This is a genomic window from Streptomyces sp. NPDC057271 (assembly GCF_042668715.1).
In the GTDB taxonomy this organism is placed as follows: Bacteria; Actinomycetota; Actinomycetes; order Streptomycetales; family Streptomycetaceae; genus Streptomyces.
Genome location: NZ_JBHUYJ010000076.1, coordinates 21,152 through 37,240 on the forward strand (window position 1 = coordinate 21,152; position 16,089 = coordinate 37,240).

Consider the following 16,089-nt stretch of genomic DNA (forward strand, 5'->3'; position numbering starts at 1 on the left):
GGGCCGCTCAGGCCCTTGCTGTGGCCATGACACGCGCCGGACACCGGATCCGCGCCGCGTGCCGGCAGGTGAGTCTCGCGAGGCGTCACTCGAGGCATGGGCCGAATCTAAACCGCACACGGGTGCGACGCCAGGCCTTCAGGGAGCATCGGGCATGCTCCGAAAGGAGTAGGCCGCTCGCCCTTGCACGGGGCCGGTCTTCCGGTCACATGACACGGCGGCACACCAGCTCCGGTACCGACAGGGGCGGCGCACCCTTCCCGGCGGGGTCGATGAGGCGCGCCTCCACCGCCTTGTTCACGGCACCGATGCGCGAGGCCACACCGAGCTTCTCGAAGATGTTCCGCAGATGTCGCTTCACGGTGGCCTCGGTGATGCCCAGCCTGGTGGCGATCTGCCGGTTGCTCAGCGCGCCGGCGACCTGGGTGAGGACCTCCCGTTCGCGGGGCGAGAGGGAGTTCCCGGTGCCGCGGATGGCCGTCTCCGGAGTGGCCCTGCCGGGCAGGGCGATCATGACCTGCGGGTCACGTGCCATGGCCCCGCGGATGGCGCAGAGCAGCGAGTCGCGCGGCGAGCTCTTGTGCAGGTAGCCGTGGGCGCCGCGGGCGAGCAGCTCGTGCACGAGCGGGCCGTGGTCGTGCATGGACAGCATCAGCACCCGCAGACGCGGGAAGCGCACGGTCAACTCGCTGACGACGCTCGGGGCGTGATGGTGGGGCATCTCCACGTCGAGCAGCACGACGTGTGCTCCGGTGCTGGCCACCAGGTCGCCGAGACCCACGGACGTGTCCGCCTCGGCGACGACGCGGAGGTCGTGCTCCGCGTCGAGGAGCTGACAGAGGGCGTCGCGCAGCAGGGAGTGGTCGTCGACCGCGATGATGCGGATCGGTTCCCCCGGCCATGGGGGCCTGGCCTCATCGGGCGTCCGCATGCCACTCCTCGCCCGCCGGCACCGTGAAGGCGAGGGTCGTGCCCGCGCCGGGAGCGCTGTCGATCTCCATCCGGCCGCCCAGGAGCCGGATCCGTTCGGCCACGGAGGCGAGGCCGTTGCCGAACGTCCGCTCCCGGGGAAGGCCGACTCCGTCGTCGCTCACCCGTGCGTCCAGGCCGCGTACGTCGCACCGCACGTCGACGGTCACACGGGAGGCGCGGGCGTGTGCCAGGGCGTTGCGCAGGCACTCGCGCAGGACGAGGAAGAGCTGCTCCCCGAGGGCGTCGGGCAACGGATCGTCGAAGTCCTCGATCCGGATCTCCACGACGGGCTTCTCGACGGCCATGGCGGCGACGAAGGTGGCCAGGGCCCCGTGGAGGGAGCCGGCGGAGTGTGCGCCGGTTCGCAGTTCGGTCACCACGTCCCGCGTGCTGTGCATCGTCTCCAGGATGGCCTGCTTCAGGCTGTCGAGGCGGGGGTCGGTCGCCGAGGAGACGTTCTGGGTGAGTTCGTAGAGCTCCAGTTGGCGCAGGGCCAGGCTGGCCGCGCTGCCGATGCGGTCGTGGATCTCCCTCGCCATCGCGTCGCGGCTCTGCCGGGCGGACTCCCGTACGAGGTCGAGAAGGTGCAGGTCGGGGCCGTCCGCATCGCCCTCCAGGGAGCGGGTGACCGCCGCCTGGAGCGTCGCCATGAGCCGCGTGCCGCTCAGGTCGCCGACCGGCCGGCGGGCAAGGGACCGCTCCAGGATCTCGGCGACGACCTGGACGAGTACGGACCCCGCCCGCAGGGCGTGTACCGACACCGCCCCCCGCTCGCTCCACGCTCCCCCCGGACGGCGTGGCGTCGGATGCGGCTCGGGTCCGCTCCCGTGGGACGCGGCGGCGCCGCCCCCCATCACGGCGCGGCATTCGGAGAGGATTCCATGAACCCTCTCACATACGGAATCCCAGGCTTCCACATTCGTCCCGATCGGATTCCGCTGCTCGACGAGCCTGCTCCGATAGGCGTCCAGCAACTCGGACTCGCGGGCGACTAATTCCGCGACCAACCCCCCGTCTTCACCACAAGGGCCTTGGCGCGGCTTTCCCTGCGCCGACGCGTCGGACATGTCTCCCCCTCCCCCACTCCCCCTCTGCCGGGCCCCCTCGTCGCGCAGTCGGTGCAAAACGGAGAGAAAGGCCGGAGATCGCCATGATCATGCCGTACCGGCAAAAGGACGTCAAGTGCCGCGCCCACGGAATCCGGTCCCCTCCTCGCCTTTGATCCGCCACGCAAATCCGACGAAAGAACTCGGACGGCGTCGAACGCCCGGCATATCCACTTCCCATGAGTACCAGGGGGCGCCGAACACGAACCGAGAGTCGGGCGAACGCGCGCCGAACACCACGGCGGGCTGGTGCGAGCGGATAATCCCCTCGCCCCACACCCTCCCGACAGGCGCGTCAACAGCCTTTTCAGGCCGAACCAGGTGCGCACGACCGGATCGGCCGGCCGGAGCGGCCCGTCGCCGCCCGGAAGGCTCCGCGACGACACGGATCTCTCATGGGACAGCGAAACTCCCCTTTGAGCCAACTCCTCGACCGCGACCATCACCATGCTTGTGCCCTTGCATTCGAGCCGCATAGGGTCACCGCGACCCGGAATTCCCAGTCCGGCCGCGAAGCACATCGTCCCCAGCATCCGACCGAATCCCGGTGGAATATGTCTCCGCTCTCCGCGCTGAGCCGTAGGACCAATGTCCCGGTTCGCACACTGCGCTCGTATCAGGACCTCGACCTGCTCCCCACACTTCCCGCATACGATGAATCACATGTACGCAGGGTTGCACTGGTAAAGGCACTTCTGAACATCGGTGGACTTCCGCACGCCGAGGTACGCAGATTCCTCAGGCATGTCGAGGACGAACGACCACCTGCGAGCGAATTGCTCCGCATCACGCAGTACGCCTTACCCACCCCCGGCTCCGCCTCGCACGACCAGGAGTGGGAATGGGCTCAGGCCAGGGTGTCCGACCTGATCCGGGGCTGGGGCTGGCAGGTGAGCCCGGACAACCCCGCCTGGCAGACGCTCTGCCAGGTGACCATCGCCTGCACATCGCTCGGTCACCATGAAATTCCACGGTTGTTCCACGCGTATGCCGAACACCTGGAGCGGATCGCGCGCCTTGAGGTGCAAATCCTCAGCGAACAGGACGACCCGGAAAGCGCCGCGACAAGCCTGGTGGCGGTGACCGCGCTCGGCGACATCGCCGTGTCCGCGCTACGCCGTCTCGCCCACGAGCATTTCCTGTCGTCTTCAGGGAGCGGAACGGAACACTCCCCCGCCCGCGAGGCCGGCCCTGGCAGCCGGGCGGACTCCCCGCAGGCCGACGCGACCCCGGGCATCCACCCGGCCCGCCTCCACGAGGTCACCACAACTGTGCATGAAATAAAGTGAGTTGTGGCACATGTGTTCACAGAACACCCCAGAGATCGCTAGCTTCCCCTCAACATCGTTCGCACCGGGAAGGACCTCTGTGAACGCATCACCTCGCAGAGCCGCGGCCACCCTGACCGCAGCTGCTCTCGCGACCCCGCTCCTGCTGGGCTCCGCCTCCCCCGCCTCCTCCCAACAGGACAGGCCGGGCAGGGACGCCGCCTCGCTCTCCAAGGCGCTCGTCCGCGAGGCGTCCGCCAAGGACGCCTACAGACACCTGCAGAAGTTCCAGGCGATAGCCGACTCGGCCGGGGGCCACCGCGTCGCCGGATCGCTCGGACACGACGCCTCGGCGGCGTACGTCTACCAGCAGTTGAAGAAGGCCGGGTACAACGTCTCGTACCAGAAGTTCTCCTTCATCTACACGCAGACGCTGGCCGAAAAGCTCTCCACCGTCACGCCCGCCCCGCGCGACATCGAGATCAAGGCCCTCACGTACACCAAGTCGACACCGGTCGGCGGGGTCGGGGCCGAGCTGGCGGCCGTTCCGGTCGACGCCGACGGCACCACGGGCTGCGAGGCCGGCGACTACGCCCCGGGCGCCTTCACCGGCAAGGTCGCGCTGATCAAGCGCGGTGGCTGCGCCTTCGCCGTCAAGCAGGAGCAGGCCGCGGCCGCGGGCGCGATCGGCGCCCTCATCTACAACAACATCGACGCCGGCTACGGACCGCTCTCGGGCACGCTCGGCGACCCCGCCGCCGCGAAGATACCCACCGGCGGTCTCAGCAAGGCCGACGGCGAGAAGCTCACGGCGGACCTCGCAGGCGGCCCGGTGAAGCTCTCCCTCGAGATCCGCCAGCTCCAGGAGAACCGTTCCACCAACAACGTCCTCGCCGAGACCAAGGGCGGCAACGCGGCCGACACGGTGATGCTCGGCGCCTCCCTGGACTCGGTGGTCACGGGCCCCGGCATCAACGACAACGGCTCCGGCTCCGCCGGACTCCTCGACGTCGCCCTGAAGCTGGCCGCGAAGGAGAAGAGCCCCCGCAACAAGGTGCGCTTCGCCTGGTGGTCGGCCGCGGAGAGCGGCCTGGTCGGTTCGCACCACTATGTCGCGAACCTGACGCCGCTCGACAAGCGGGAGATCAAGCTCTACCTGAACTTCGAGCTGATCTCCTCGACCAACGGGGGCATGTTCGTCTACGACGGCGACAACTCGGACGGCGCCAACACCCAGGCCGCCCCGTCGGGCTCCGCCCGGCTCGAGCAGGACATCACCGCGTTCCTCGGCAAGCGCGGTCAGCCGCACGCCGGGACGCCGTTCGTCTTCCGCTTCGACTACGGCCCGTTCCTCGACGCCGGCATCCCCTCGGGCGGCACCTTCTCCGGCGCGGAGGCGCTCAAGACGCAGGCCGAGGCCGAGAAGTTCGGCGGTACCGCGGGGGTCGCGTTCGACCCGAACTACCACGCGGCCGGTGACACCCTCCGGAACGTCGGGATGCCGGTGTTCGACCGCCACATCGACGTCATCGCCAACGCGGTGGGCAGGTACGCGCACGACATCAGCGCGCTGAAGCAGCAGCCGCCCACCGGCGCGCGGACGGCCGCGGACGCGGACCACGGCGTCACCACCGGCGGCACCGGTCCGCGCGGGACCGGCGCCCACGGCGTGACCGAGTAGTACGGCGCAGACTCCAGGCCCCCGGTGCCGGCCTTCCGATCGACGGACCCGGCACCGGGCGGCGCCCCACCCCGAGGCGCCACGCGCCGGGGGCCGTGCCCCACCGGGCACCCCACTCCCCGGCACGCCCACAGCACCGCCGCCCCACCTCGTCGCCCCACCCGTCGCCGGACAGAAAGCAGACGCCATGGCCTTCGACGTCACCGCCCTCCGCGCCCACTTCCCCTCCCTCGATCACGGCCTCGCCTTCTTCGACGGGCCGGGCGGTACACAGACCCCCCGCCCCGTCGGCGACGCCATCGCGGCGACGCTGACCGGGCCCCTCTCCAACCGGGGGACGGTCAGCCCTTCGGAGCTCAACGCCGAGCAGTCCGTGGCGGACTTCCGAGCCGCCTACGCCGACCTCCTCAACATGCCCGCGAACGGCATCGTCCACGGGCGCAGCGCCACCCAGCTGACCTACGACTTCTCGCGCACCCTGGCCAAGGGGTGGAAGGCGGGGGACGAGATCATCGTCAGCCGTCTGGACCACGACACCAACGTCCGCCCCTGGGTCCAGGCCGCCGCGCACGCGGGCGTGACGCTCCGCTGGATCGAGATCGACCCGGAGACGGCGGAGATCGACCTCGGGTCGTACGAGCGTGCCCTCTCCCCCAGGACGCGGCTGGTCGCGGTGACGGCGGCCTCGAACGTCCTCGGCACCAAGCCGCCCATCCGCCGGATCGCCGACCTGGCCCACGCGGCGGGCGCCCTGCTGTACGTGGACGGGGTGCACTACGCGGCGCACCACCTCGTGGACGTGCCCGCGCTGGGTGCGGACCTTTTCGTCTGCTCCCCGTACAAGTTCCTCGGGCCGCACTGCTCGGTCCTCGCGGGAGCGCCGGAGCTCCTCGACACCCTCCGCCCCGACAAGCTGCTGCCCTCCTCCGACGACGTACCGGAGCGCTTCGAGTTCGGGACGCTCCCGTACGAGATCCTGGCGGGCGCCCGCGCGGCGGTGGACTTCCTCGCCGCGGTGGACCCGGGCGAGGGGGTCACGCGCAGGGAGCGGCTCGCGCACTCCTGGGGCTCCCTGCACGCGCACGAGCTGGCGCTCCGTACGAGGCTCGAGGAGGGGCTCCGGGCCCTGGGCGACGCCGTCACCCTGCGTTCGCGGGCCCAGGACCGGACTCCGACGCTGCTGTTGACGCTCGAAGGACGTGACGAGCGCGAGGCTCAGATCCATCTGGCGGCCCGCGACGTCCTGGCCACCGCCGGCCAGTTCTACGCGTACGAGCCGTTCACCGCGCTGAAGCTGGAGGGTCCCGCGCTGCGGGCGGGTCTGGCGCCGTACAACACGGCCGAGGACGTGGACCGTCTGCTCGACGGTCTCGCTTCCTTCCTCTGACATGACGAATGTGCGGCGGCTCCGGTCCAGGGGTTGACCGGAGCCGCCGTGCCGTTCAAAAACAGGGGTCTGAGGAGGAGGGGGCGACCCGCATGTTCTGTTCGGGCCCGTGGGGGCATCCACAGTAAATATATATACCGTCGAGTAAGCAAGGTGCATGAAAAATTTCATGCGCCCCGGGGGTATGAAAACCGGGCCCAGGTCAGTCGTCCAGGAAGAAGTCGTGCTGTTCCGCCGCCTGCTCGTACTTCTCCAGCCGGAGCTGCGTCCGCTCCGGATCCGCGTCCGCCATCGCCTGGAGCAGGGCCGCGGAGAGCACCCCCGGCGCCGCGTACGAGTCGAAGACCAGCCGTGACCCGGTTCCGGCGGTGAACACCACGTCGGCCTCGTCGACGAGGGGCCCGAGCGCCAGGTCCGTGATCAGCACGACGCGCAGCCCGGTGCGGCGGGCCGCCCGGACGACGGCGAGGGTCTCGTTGGCGTGCCGCGGCATCGCGAACGCCAGCACCCAGGTCCCGCCCGCCTCGCGCGCCTGGAGCAGCCCGTCGTAGGCGACGCTGCCGCCCCGCGTCACCACCCGTACGTCCGGGTGGATTCGCCGTGCGGCGTACGCGAAGTACTCGGCGAGCGTGACCGAGATCCGCAGGCCGACGACCGTCAGGGGGACCGACCGGGCCAGCTCGCGGCCGGTCTCCAGGATCTGGTCGGGGTCCGCGAGCACCCGCCGCAGGGCGGTCAGGTTCTCGATCTCGGCGTCGACCGCCGACTGGAGTTCGTTGCCGAGCCTCTCCCCCGCCCCTTCCGGCGCGCCGGCGACCGCGCTGAGCGCGATCGGCTGCAGGGCCTCCCGGAGCGCGGGGTACCCGCTGAACCCGAGCGAGGTGGCGAACCGGGTCACCGACGGCTGGCTGACGCCGACGCGCTCCGCCAGCTCGGTGATCGACAGGAACGCGGCCTCGGTGAGGTGGTCGATGAGGAACTGGGCGATGCGCCGCTGCCCGGGGGACAGCCGATGGCCGCCGAACAGAGCCCGCACCCGCTCGGCGGGAGTGGCGACCTCCGTGTCCGACGAGCGCCTGCCCGGTGTGATCGCGGCTGCCTGTGCGCGCGCCTGCTGCCCAGATGGCACGGGGTGCCTCCTTCTCGTCCCACTGCTGCCCAAGATAGTTCACACGAGCCGGGCTTGACCGGCCCCCGGCGCGCGGCACGGAGCTCGACCGACGCACCGCCGGTACCTCAGGGCGGGCGATCGCGAAACCGACGTCACCCTGGCGTGCGTCCTGACGGACGGTGCAGGCTGTGACGGAACCGGACGAGGGAGGCGCCGTGGAGCGGTCAAGGACAGCACTCGCCGAACGCATCGCGGATCGGAGAAGCGGAGTCGGCGACCCTCGCGCGCTGGTCGGTGAGATGCGGCGCGCGGTCCTCCTGGTGCCGACGGTCGGCGGCGGCCTCTGGTCGGCGCACTCCGGCGGGGTGCGGTGGATCTGCGGGTTCACCGACGAGGCCGCGTTGGCCCGGTTCGCCCTGCTGCACTCCGCGGGCGACCGGCCCATGGACTACGCGGCGCTGCTGGGCGCGCGCATCGTCGACGAGGTCGTGCCGTCCCTGGACGAGCCCGCCGGACTGGCCGTCGACATCGCCACGGAGGACGGGTCGATGTTCTTCCCGCCGGTCCTCGGCATCGTCCCGGACGGTGTCGCCGTGGACGCGGGCGTGGCGGAGGAGGGGCGCGGCCATGGGCGATGAGGGCGACCTTCGGTTCGACAAGGCGGCCGTCGCGAAGTTCACGCAGGGTGTGGGCGCCGTCATCGACCAGCTCGGTGACCTCGGCGGTGCCACCGGCTCGAAGATGGGCAAGGGGTTCTCGGAGCTGTCCATGACCGGGATGGAGGCAGGGCACCACGGTCTCTCGGTCGACTTCGAGGACTTCTGCGAGCGCTGGGAGTGGGGGGTGCGCGCCCTGGTGGCCGACGCCACCGGCATCGCCGACCGCCTCGGTCTGGCGGCGGGTACGCAGTGGGAGCACGACCGGTACGTCGAGGGCGCGCTGAAGGTGGGCGTCAACTCCGTGATGGGCGGCAACCCGCACGCGACCGAGGACGAGATCACGAAGCAGAACTGGGGCGATGTGTTCACTCCGGACGCCCTGGACCCGGACTGGAGCGCCGAGTCGTGGGACCGGGCCGGTCAGGAGATGGAGCAGACGTGGAAGGACACCGGGCGCACCGTCCTCACCGAGGGCCAGGGCGGCCGTCAGTCGGCGCTCCTCAACGACGCGCTCGGGATCTCCGACGACCGGTGGAACCAGGCGCTGGACGACACGTTCGGCCCGTCTCCGGAGGAGCGCGCCGAGCAGACCGAGCAGCAGGGTGACTCCGGGGGGAACTGAACATGGGCATCGGCGACTTCATCAGTGACATCACGCCCGACTCGGTCGAGGACGCGGTCGAGGAGGGCGTCGAGTGGGTCGGCAACCGGGTCGAGGACGCCGGCAACTGGACCGCCGACCGGCTGGACGACGTCGGATGGGAGTCCGGTGCGGACTGGGTGCGGGAGCAGTCGCGTTCGGTCGCCAACCGGATGGGCGCCGAGGTCGACGAGCTGGACCTCGGGCAGACCGAGGACAAGACCAAGCTGATCTACGGCAGCCCCGACGAGATCATCTCCACCGCCAAGAAGCTCCGTGGCTTCCAGTCCGCCTTCGACAGCACCGCGGAGGGCCTCAAGGGGCTGGACTCCTCCCAGCTCAAGGGCGAGGCGGCGGATGCGCTGCGGGCCGCAGCGCGGACCCAGCCGCCCAAGTGGTTCACCGGAGCCGACGCGTGCGAGAAGGCGGCCGGCGCGTTGTGGGCCTTCGCCGGCACGGTCACCTGGGCCCAGGGGCGGGCGCAGACGGCGATCGACAAGTGGAAGGAGGGCACCAGGGCCTCCGCGAACGCCGCCGACGCGCACCGCAGGAAGATCGACGACTTCAACAGCGCGGTCGACAGGTACAACGCCCAGCCGGCTGACAAGCGCGACCCCTCGACGCTTCCGCCCCGGCCCGCTTCGTCGTTCGAGGACCCCGGCAAGAAGCTGATGGAGGAGGCTCAGGAGATCCTCGCCGAGGCCCGCAAGCAGCGGAACACGGCGGCCGAGACCGCCCGGACCGCGGTCCGCGCCGCGCGGGACAAGGCCCCTGAGAAGCCCTCGTACGCCCAGCAGTTGGGTGACGGTCTCCAGGAACTCCAGTACATGGGGGACCACGTCGGTGGCGGGCTCGTCAAGGGCACCGCGGGCCTGCTGAACTTCGTCCGCGGGATCAACCCCCTCGACCCGTACAACATCACGCACCCGGCCGAGTACGCCACCTCGCTCAACAGCCTCGCCGCCGGTCTCGTCGTCGCCGTCAACGACCCGGTCGGCACCGGCCGGCAGATGGTCGGCGACTTCATGAAGGACCCGTACGAGGGCTTCGGCCGTCTGCTCCCCGACGCGGCGCTGACCGTGGCCACCGGTGGCGGCGGCGCCGCGGTGAAGGGCCTGCGCATCACGGCTGACATGGCGGACGCCGCGAAGGCACGGAAGCTGATCGACGACTCCCCCGACGGCACCCATCGCATCCCGGACGGCGACCGCGACGCGGGCGGCGACCCCGTGGACCTCGCCACGGGCCGCATGTTCCTGCCCCAGACCGACGTCGAACTGCCGGGCATCCTGCCGCTGGTCTTCACCCGCCGCACCGAGTCCGGCTGCGCGGTCGGCCGCTTCCTCGGTCCGGCCTGGACGTCCACCGTCGACGAGCGACTGGAGATCGACTCCGTCGGCGTCGTCCACGTCACCGCCGAAGGGCTCCTGGTCCCGTACCCGCACCCGGTCCCCGGCGCGCCCACCCGGCCGGAGACGGGCCGGGGCCGCACCGTGCTGGCCCGCGACGGCGACGGGGACTACACGGTGACCGACCCCGACAGCGGCCTGACCTTCCACTTCACCGCTCCGCCGGGCGTCGAGCCGGGCGGCGACGGCGACGCCTGGCTGTCCGGAATCAGCGAACGCAACGGCCACTCCGTCACCGTCGAGCGCACGGAGGACGGGCTGCCGCTCGCCCTGGTCCACTCGGCGGGCCACCGGGTGAAGCTGTCCCTCACCGACGGCCTGGTCACCGCGCTCTCCCTGGCCGGCGCCGGCGAGGGCGGCACGGACCTGCCGCTGATGGGCTACGGCTACGAGGACGGCGACCTCACCACCGTCACCAAGCCGTCCGGCGCCACCACCACCTTCCTCTACGACGACCGCCGCCGCGTCATCGCCTGGACCGACTCCAACGGAAGCCGCTACGACTACGTCTACGACGACCGCGACCGCGTCGTGGCGGAGGGCGGCGAGGCGGGCCACGTCCAGATCACTCTGAGCTACACCGAACCCGACCCCGAGACGGGCCGGCACACCACCACGCTCACCACCGCGGCCGGGCACACGACCCGTCATGTGTACGGGCCCGGCTGCCGTCTCCTCGCCCTCACCGACCCGCTCGGGCACACCACCCGGTTCTCCTACGACCCGCGCGGCAACACCCTGACCCGTACCGACCCGCTGGGCCTCACCACGGCCTTCTCGTACGACGAGGACGACCGGCTGATCGCCGCCGTCCGTCCCGACGGCAGCGAACTGCGCACCGTGCGAGGCCCGTTCGGCCTGCCGGTGGAGGTGGTCGGTCCGGACGGCACCCGCGTGCGCCACGAGTTCGACGAACGCGGCAACCGTACGGCGGTCACCGACGAGGCCGGTGCCACCACCCGCTACACCTACGACCACGCCGCCCGGCTCACCTCGGTCACCGACGCCCTCGGCGCCACCACCCGCGTGGTGTGCGACGCGATGGGACTGCCCGTGGAGGTGACCGACCCGGCCGGTGCCGTCACCCGCACCGAGCGCGACGCCCTCGGCCGCCCGGTCCGCCTCACCGACCCGGTCGGCGGGGTCACGCTCCTGGAGTGGAACGCGGACGGTCGGCTCGCGAGCCGTACGGGCCCCGACGGTGCCACGGAGTCGTGGACCTACGACGGCGAGGGCAGCCTTCTCGCCCACACCGACGCGTCCGGCGGCGTCTCCCGCTTCGCGTACACCCACTTCGACCTCCCGGTCGCCCGCACACGACCCGACGGCGGTCGGTACGAGTTCGAGCACGACGCCGAGCTGCGCCTGACCCGTGTGGTCAACCCCCAGGGTCTGAGCTGGAGTTACACCTACGACGCCGCGGGCAACATCGTCTCCGAGACCGACTTCGACGGCCGCACCCTCACCTACCGGGTGGATGCCGCGGGCCGGCTCGCCGCCCGCACGGACGCGCTCGGCGGGACCGTCTCCTTCGCGCGCGACCAGCTCGGCCGGGCGATCCGCAAGGACGTCGACGGCCTGGTGACGACCTACACGTACGACAGGGCGGGCCGCCTCCTGGAGGCGTCGGGGCCGGACGGCGAACTGCGCTACCAGTACGACCGTCGCGGCCTCACCAAGACCGAACTGGTCGACGGGCGTCCCCTCGTGTACGCCTACGACGTCCTGGGCCGCCGGACGCGTCGCACCACGCCGACGGGTCACGTCACCTCCTACGCCTACGGCGCCGACGGGCGGGCCGCCCGTCTCACCACCGGCGGCCGGCATGTCGCCTTCACCCACGACGCCGCCGGACGCGAGGTGGCCCGGGTCTTCGGCGACGCGCTCACCGTGACCTCCGCCTGGGACGAGGCCGGCCGCCTCTGCGCGCAGCACATCACCGCCGGGGGACGCGCCGTCAACAGCCGCACCTACGCGTACCGCGCGGACGGTCACGTGACCTCGGTGGCGGACCGGCTCTCGGGCACCCGCACCTTCGATCTCGACCCTGCGGGCCGGGTCACCGCCGTCCACGCCCAGGGCTGGACCGAGCGGTACGCCTACGACGACGCCGGAAACCAGACCTCGGCCTCCTGGCCGTCCGGACACCCGGGCGGCGAGGCCACCGGTCCGCGCGCCTACACCGGTACGAGGATCACGCGCGCCGGAGACGTCCGCTTCGAGTACGACGCGCTCGGCCGGATCACCCTCCGCCAGAAGACCTGCCTCTCCCGCAAGCCGGACACCTGGCGCTACGCCTGGGACACCGAGAACCGCCTCACCTCCGTGACCACCCCCGACGGGACCCGCTGGAGGTACCGCTACGACCCGCTCGGGCGCCGCGTCGCGAAGCAGCGGCTGGCCCCTGACGGCGAGAGCGTGGCCGAGGAGGTCCGGTTCACCTGGGACGGCCTGACCCTGTGCGAACAGACGACCCACGAACCGGACCGGACGAACACCGTCGCCCTCACCTGGGACCATCGCGACACCGTCCCGCTGGCGCAGACCGAACGGATCCTGACGGCCGACGACCGCCAGAAGGAGGTCGACCGCCGCTTCTTCGCCATCGCCACCGACCTCATCGGCACGCCCACCGAGCTGATCGACGAGTCCGGCGACGTCGCCTGGCGTTCGAGGGCCACCCTGTGGGGCACCACCGCCTGGGCGCGCGACAGCAGCACGTACACCCCGCTCCGCTTCCCCGGCCAGTACTACGACCCCGAGTCGGGCCTCCACTACAACCACTTCCGGCACTACGACCCGGAGACCGGCCGCTACACCTCCCCTGACCCGCTCGGCCTCGCCCCCGCGCCGAATCCGGTCGCCTACGTGGACAACCCGTGCACCGGGAGCGACCCGCTGGGCCTCATGCCCAAGTACACGAAGGAGGAGAAGGCACAGAAGGCCAGGGAGGACGCCCACAAGACCACGGACGAGGTCATCCAGAGGGCGCAGGACGGCAGGTTCAGAAAGGGCGGCGACTACCACGGCGACACCAGGCACGGGTTCAGCGACGAACGCGTCCTGGAGATCCTGAAGAACCCCGACGCCGTCTACCACTCCAGCGCGAACAGCGGAAACCTCATCTTCCGGCAGGGCGAGGACGTCGTGGTGACGAAGGGGGGCGGCGCCGGAGCGGGCAACGCCATCACCGCGTACGGACCTTCGGGCATCAAGGGCGACTCCGGAGTGAAGGCGCTCGGCGGCGAGCCCAGCGACCCCGGCGGGCCGATTACCCACACCGATGTCGTGGAGGGCAGGATTCCGGCCAAGAACGGCTACATGGCTCCGGCCGAACAGATCCGATGAGGCGGCATTCCACCATGAGACTCACCCTCGACGACGGCTGGACCGCGACCGTGGCGGGCGACCCGCTGCGCATCACCCCGCGCTTCGACTTCGCCGACCAGCGGGTCCGCGTCGCGACGTACGCGGACGTGGAGGAGCGCGAACGGTTCCTGACGGACACCTTCGGCAGCGACCCGTGGCTCTGGGACACCCCCGACGAACTCCGGTTCGACGGGCGGAGCCGGGAACTGGTCGGCGCCGAGTTCCAGTTGCCCTCCTGGGTCGCCGACGCCGAGGACTCCGCGCGCGTTCCCCCCACGCCTCCCGTCCGGCCGGGCGGCCTGCTCGCGGACGAGGCACGGGACTTCCGTCTGGAGGTGACCACGGAGCTCTGCCGCGCGCCCGGAGACACCGTGCTGACCTGCCTGCGTGACCTCGACGTCCTCGACCGGCCGCTGGAGGCCCGCCTCGGCATCGCCCCCGACGTGGCGCTGCTGATCCAGGACGGGACCGTCGTCGGCTGGAGTCTGAGCGACCCCGCGACCTATCTGACCACCGGGTTCGCCGCCCCCGACCCGGCTCCCGCCACGCCGACGACCCGGCTCCTGTTCACCGCCTGTATGGACCTGGTCACCGCGCCGCTGCTCGACCGGGTGAAGGACCGCGACCCGGACGCCCTGACCGGACTGCGGACACTCGACCGCGCGCTGCGGGAGCAGAAGGAGGACCGCCACCGGGCCGATGCCCTGCACGCGCTCATCGCCGACCTGGTCGAGGACTACGCCGGTCGTCCGGACGACCGGAAGCCGTGAAACGATCGTCACGACGACGGCGGACGACGGCTGACGACGGAGGCTTCGACGACCATGGCTGATCAGCGTGTGTACCTCGTGACCGGCGGCGGGACGGGCATCGGCGCCGCGACCGCCCGCCTCCTGCGGGAGGCGGGCCACCACGTGGCGGTCTCCGGGCGCCGCCCCGAACCGCTCCGGCTCGTCGCCGAGGAGTACGGAGCCCTGGCCCTCCCCTCGGACATCGGCGACCCCGAGGCCGTGCGCGCGCTCGTCGAGGCGACCGTCGAGGAGTACGGCAGGCTCGACGGGCTCGTCCTCAACGCCGGCATCGGACGCGGCGGTGGTGTGGGCGAGGTGACGCTGGAGGACTGGGACGCGGTGATGCGGACGAACCTCACGGGCCCGTTCCATCTGCTGCGCGCCGCGCTCCCCCATCTCCTCGACGCCCGGGGCGCGGTGGTCGCGGTCGCCTCCGTCTCGGCCCTGCGCAACGGCGTGGGCAACGCCGCGTACGCCACCTCCAAGGCGGCCCTGCTCCAGCTCTGCCGCTCGCTCGCGGTCGACTACGGGGCAGCCGGACTGCGCGCCAACACCGTGTGCCCGAGCTGGGTGCGCACCGACATGGCGGACCGCCGGATGAGCCGGTTCGCCGACGAGGCGGGCCTCGGGACCGGAGGTGTCGACGCGGCGTACGAGGAGGTCACCCGCGTCCTGCCCGCCGGGCGTCCGGGCGAGCCGCGCGAGGTCGCCGAGGCCGTCGCCTGGCTGCTCTCGCCCGCCTCCTCCTTCGTCAACGGTGCGGTGCTCACCGTCGACGGCGGTGTGACCGCCGTCGACCCGGGCACGCTGGCCTTCGACTTCCGCATCGAGCCGCGGGGGTTCCACTCCTGACCTCGTGTCAGGGAGGGCGATCCCGACGCGAGGTCAGGGGCGGCGGTGCAGCCGGACCGACAGGTGGTGCTGCAGGGGCTGTCCGACCGCCGCGAGATCATGGACGAAGTCGAGCGTGTCCTCGTCCACCAGGGTGTAGCGGCGGCGCGTCTCGTTCACCTCCTTGGCGGTGGGTGTGAGCGCCACCTCGTGGGTGGCGAGATCGACCGCACCGGCGTCGGCCCGGCCGACGAGGATCTCCGCGATGCCCGTGGGCTGGGTGACCAACGCCTCGACGCGCCCCTCGGGTTGGATCCGCCACCAGCCGCTCTCCCGGGCGGACGGCCGCGGCGGGGCGCCGTCCGCGTCGAGCAGCCAGGCACGCGCCTCGTAGTGGAGGAACGGCCGCCCGTCGTGGCTGAAGGTGACCTCCTGCGCGTACGTGAACTCCTCGTCGAGCGTCGGATACCCGCCCCGGCCCTCGCCGGACCAGGTACCGAGCAACCCGGTCACCGGCGCGAGCTGCGGGTGCGGTGCGGGAGCCTCGTCCGGTCGCAGGGCGTCGGCGAACGGGTACTTCCGGGCGGGGTCGAACATGATGCGCGCTCCTGGGTCGTGACGGGTGCCGGCACCGATGCCGGTGGGTGCCGGTGCCGGATGGCAGCTTAGGAGGGCGCGGGGGCTCCACCGTCCGGGCGCGAGTATCCGGAAGCCCGTCTTCCCGCTCCGAGGCGGACGTGCGGGGCCGCCCGGGCGTAGGCTTCGACCGGCTTGACGCTCCCCTCCCTGAAGGGAGGGGATTCCTACGGCTCGCGCCGTGAGACTTCCTGTTTCATCGCCGACTGCCCGCCCGGAGAACTCCGTT

Annotated in this window: 12 protein-coding genes and 1 pseudogene; 9 read left to right on the forward strand and 4 right to left on the reverse strand. The window is 71.4% G+C overall.

Annotated elements, in window-relative coordinates; genetic code table 11:
• Positions 1 to 205: 205 nt before the first annotated feature.
• Both ACFUJR_RS28015 and ACFUJR_RS28020 read right to left on the reverse strand, forming a co-directional pair.
• Positions 206 to 931 carry a LuxR C-terminal-related transcriptional regulator gene (locus ACFUJR_RS28015; protein ID WP_383174712.1) on the reverse strand — a complete coding sequence of 242 codons (726 nt, stop codon included), beginning with the start codon at positions 929 to 931 and terminating at the stop codon, positions 206 to 208.
• Positions 915 to 1,733: a sensor histidine kinase gene (locus tag ACFUJR_RS28020; protein WP_383174710.1), complete on the reverse strand. Its 819-nt coding sequence runs from the start codon at positions 1,731 to 1,733 to the stop codon at positions 915 to 917. The genes ACFUJR_RS28015 and ACFUJR_RS28020 overlap by 17 nt, the downstream gene beginning before the upstream one ends.
• 899 nt (positions 1,734 to 2,632) lie before the next feature.
• On the opposite strand from ACFUJR_RS28020, the pseudogene ACFUJR_RS28025 reads away from it, so the two are divergent.
• From ACFUJR_RS28025 to ACFUJR_RS28040, 4 genes and pseudogenes are all read left to right on the forward strand, one after another.
• Positions 2,633 to 2,809, forward strand: a pseudogene (locus tag ACFUJR_RS28025) (MerR family transcriptional regulator); the annotation flags it as partial.
• Positions 2,810 to 2,935: 126 nt separating this feature from the next.
• Entirely contained in the window at positions 2,936 to 3,367 is a 432-nt protein-coding gene (locus ACFUJR_RS28030; protein WP_383174729.1) for a hypothetical protein, read from the forward strand.
• 79 nt (positions 3,368 to 3,446) lie between these two features.
• The gene (locus tag ACFUJR_RS28035) at positions 3,447 to 5,027 is read left to right on the forward strand and encodes a M28 family peptidase (RefSeq protein WP_383174707.1); all 1,581 of its coding nucleotides are present in this window, start codon (positions 3,447 to 3,449) and stop codon (positions 5,025 to 5,027) included.
• 187 nt (positions 5,028 to 5,214) lie between these two features.
• Positions 5,215 to 6,414 (forward strand): cysteine desulfurase-like protein, encoded by a 1,200-nt coding sequence (locus ACFUJR_RS28040; protein WP_383174704.1) that lies wholly within the window; start codon positions 5,215 to 5,217, stop codon positions 6,412 to 6,414.
• A gap of 202 nt (positions 6,415 to 6,616) precedes the next feature.
• Here the strand turns inward: ACFUJR_RS28040 and ACFUJR_RS28045 are convergent, their stop codons facing one another.
• Positions 6,617 to 7,543: a MurR/RpiR family transcriptional regulator gene (locus ACFUJR_RS28045; RefSeq protein WP_383174701.1), complete on the reverse strand. Its 927-nt coding sequence runs from the start codon at positions 7,541 to 7,543 to the stop codon at positions 6,617 to 6,619.
• 197 nt (positions 7,544 to 7,740) lie between these two features.
• Between ACFUJR_RS28045 and ACFUJR_RS28050 the strand changes: the two genes are divergently transcribed.
• Genes ACFUJR_RS28050 through ACFUJR_RS28070 form a run of 5 tightly spaced genes read left to right on the forward strand, consistent with a single transcriptional unit; the run spans position 7,741 to position 15,245 of the window.
• The gene (locus ACFUJR_RS28050; RefSeq protein WP_383174727.1) at positions 7,741 to 8,163 is read left to right on the forward strand and encodes a hypothetical protein; all 423 of its coding nucleotides are present in this window, start codon (positions 7,741 to 7,743) and stop codon (positions 8,161 to 8,163) included.
• Positions 8,153 to 8,806, forward strand: coding sequence for a hypothetical protein (locus tag ACFUJR_RS28055; RefSeq protein WP_383174698.1), 654 nt, complete (start codon positions 8,153 to 8,155; stop codon positions 8,804 to 8,806). Before ACFUJR_RS28050 ends, ACFUJR_RS28055 begins: the two co-directional genes overlap by 11 nt.
• Before the next feature lie 2 nt (positions 8,807 to 8,808).
• Positions 8,809 to 13,581 (forward strand): putative T7SS-secreted protein, encoded by a 4,773-nt coding sequence (locus ACFUJR_RS28060; protein ID WP_383174696.1) that lies wholly within the window; start codon positions 8,809 to 8,811, stop codon positions 13,579 to 13,581.
• A 14-nt stretch (positions 13,582 to 13,595) separates the two neighbouring features.
• On the forward strand, positions 13,596 to 14,372 hold the full coding sequence (locus tag ACFUJR_RS28065) for a hypothetical protein (RefSeq protein WP_383174693.1): 777 nt from the start codon (positions 13,596 to 13,598) through the stop codon (positions 14,370 to 14,372).
• Between the two features lie 54 nt (positions 14,373 to 14,426).
• Entirely contained in the window at positions 14,427 to 15,245 is an 819-nt protein-coding gene (locus ACFUJR_RS28070) for an SDR family NAD(P)-dependent oxidoreductase (protein ID WP_383174690.1), read from the forward strand.
• Positions 15,246 to 15,278: 33 nt separating this feature from the next.
• Here ACFUJR_RS28070 and ACFUJR_RS28075 read toward each other — a convergent pair whose 3' ends face one another.
• Positions 15,279 to 15,821: an FABP family protein gene (locus tag ACFUJR_RS28075; RefSeq protein WP_383174687.1), complete on the reverse strand. Its 543-nt coding sequence runs from the start codon at positions 15,819 to 15,821 to the stop codon at positions 15,279 to 15,281.
• Between the last annotated feature and the right edge of the window lie 268 nt (positions 15,822 to 16,089).

Excerpts from the sequence above, each read along its gene's own strand:
- ACFUJR_RS28060 (WP_383174696.1), top strand. The coding sequence starts at position 8,809 with ATGGGCATCGGCGACTTCATCAGTGACATCACGCCCGACTCGGTCGAG.
- ACFUJR_RS28065 (WP_383174693.1), top strand. The coding sequence starts at position 13,596 with ATGAGACTCACCCTCGACGACGGCTGGACCGCGACCGTGGCGGGCGAC.
- ACFUJR_RS28040 (WP_383174704.1), top strand. The coding sequence starts at position 5,215 with ATGGCCTTCGACGTCACCGCCCTCCGCGCCCACTTCCCCTCCCTCGAT.
- ACFUJR_RS28055 (WP_383174698.1), top strand. The coding sequence starts at position 8,153 with ATGGGCGATGAGGGCGACCTTCGGTTCGACAAGGCGGCCGTCGCGAAG.
- ACFUJR_RS28015 (WP_383174712.1), bottom strand. The coding sequence starts at position 931 with ATGCGGACGCCCGATGAGGCCAGGCCCCCATGGCCGGGGGAACCGATC.
- ACFUJR_RS28070 (WP_383174690.1), top strand. The coding sequence starts at position 14,427 with ATGGCTGATCAGCGTGTGTACCTCGTGACCGGCGGCGGGACGGGCATC.
- ACFUJR_RS28075 (WP_383174687.1), bottom strand. The coding sequence starts at position 15,821 with ATGTTCGACCCCGCCCGGAAGTACCCGTTCGCCGACGCCCTGCGACCG.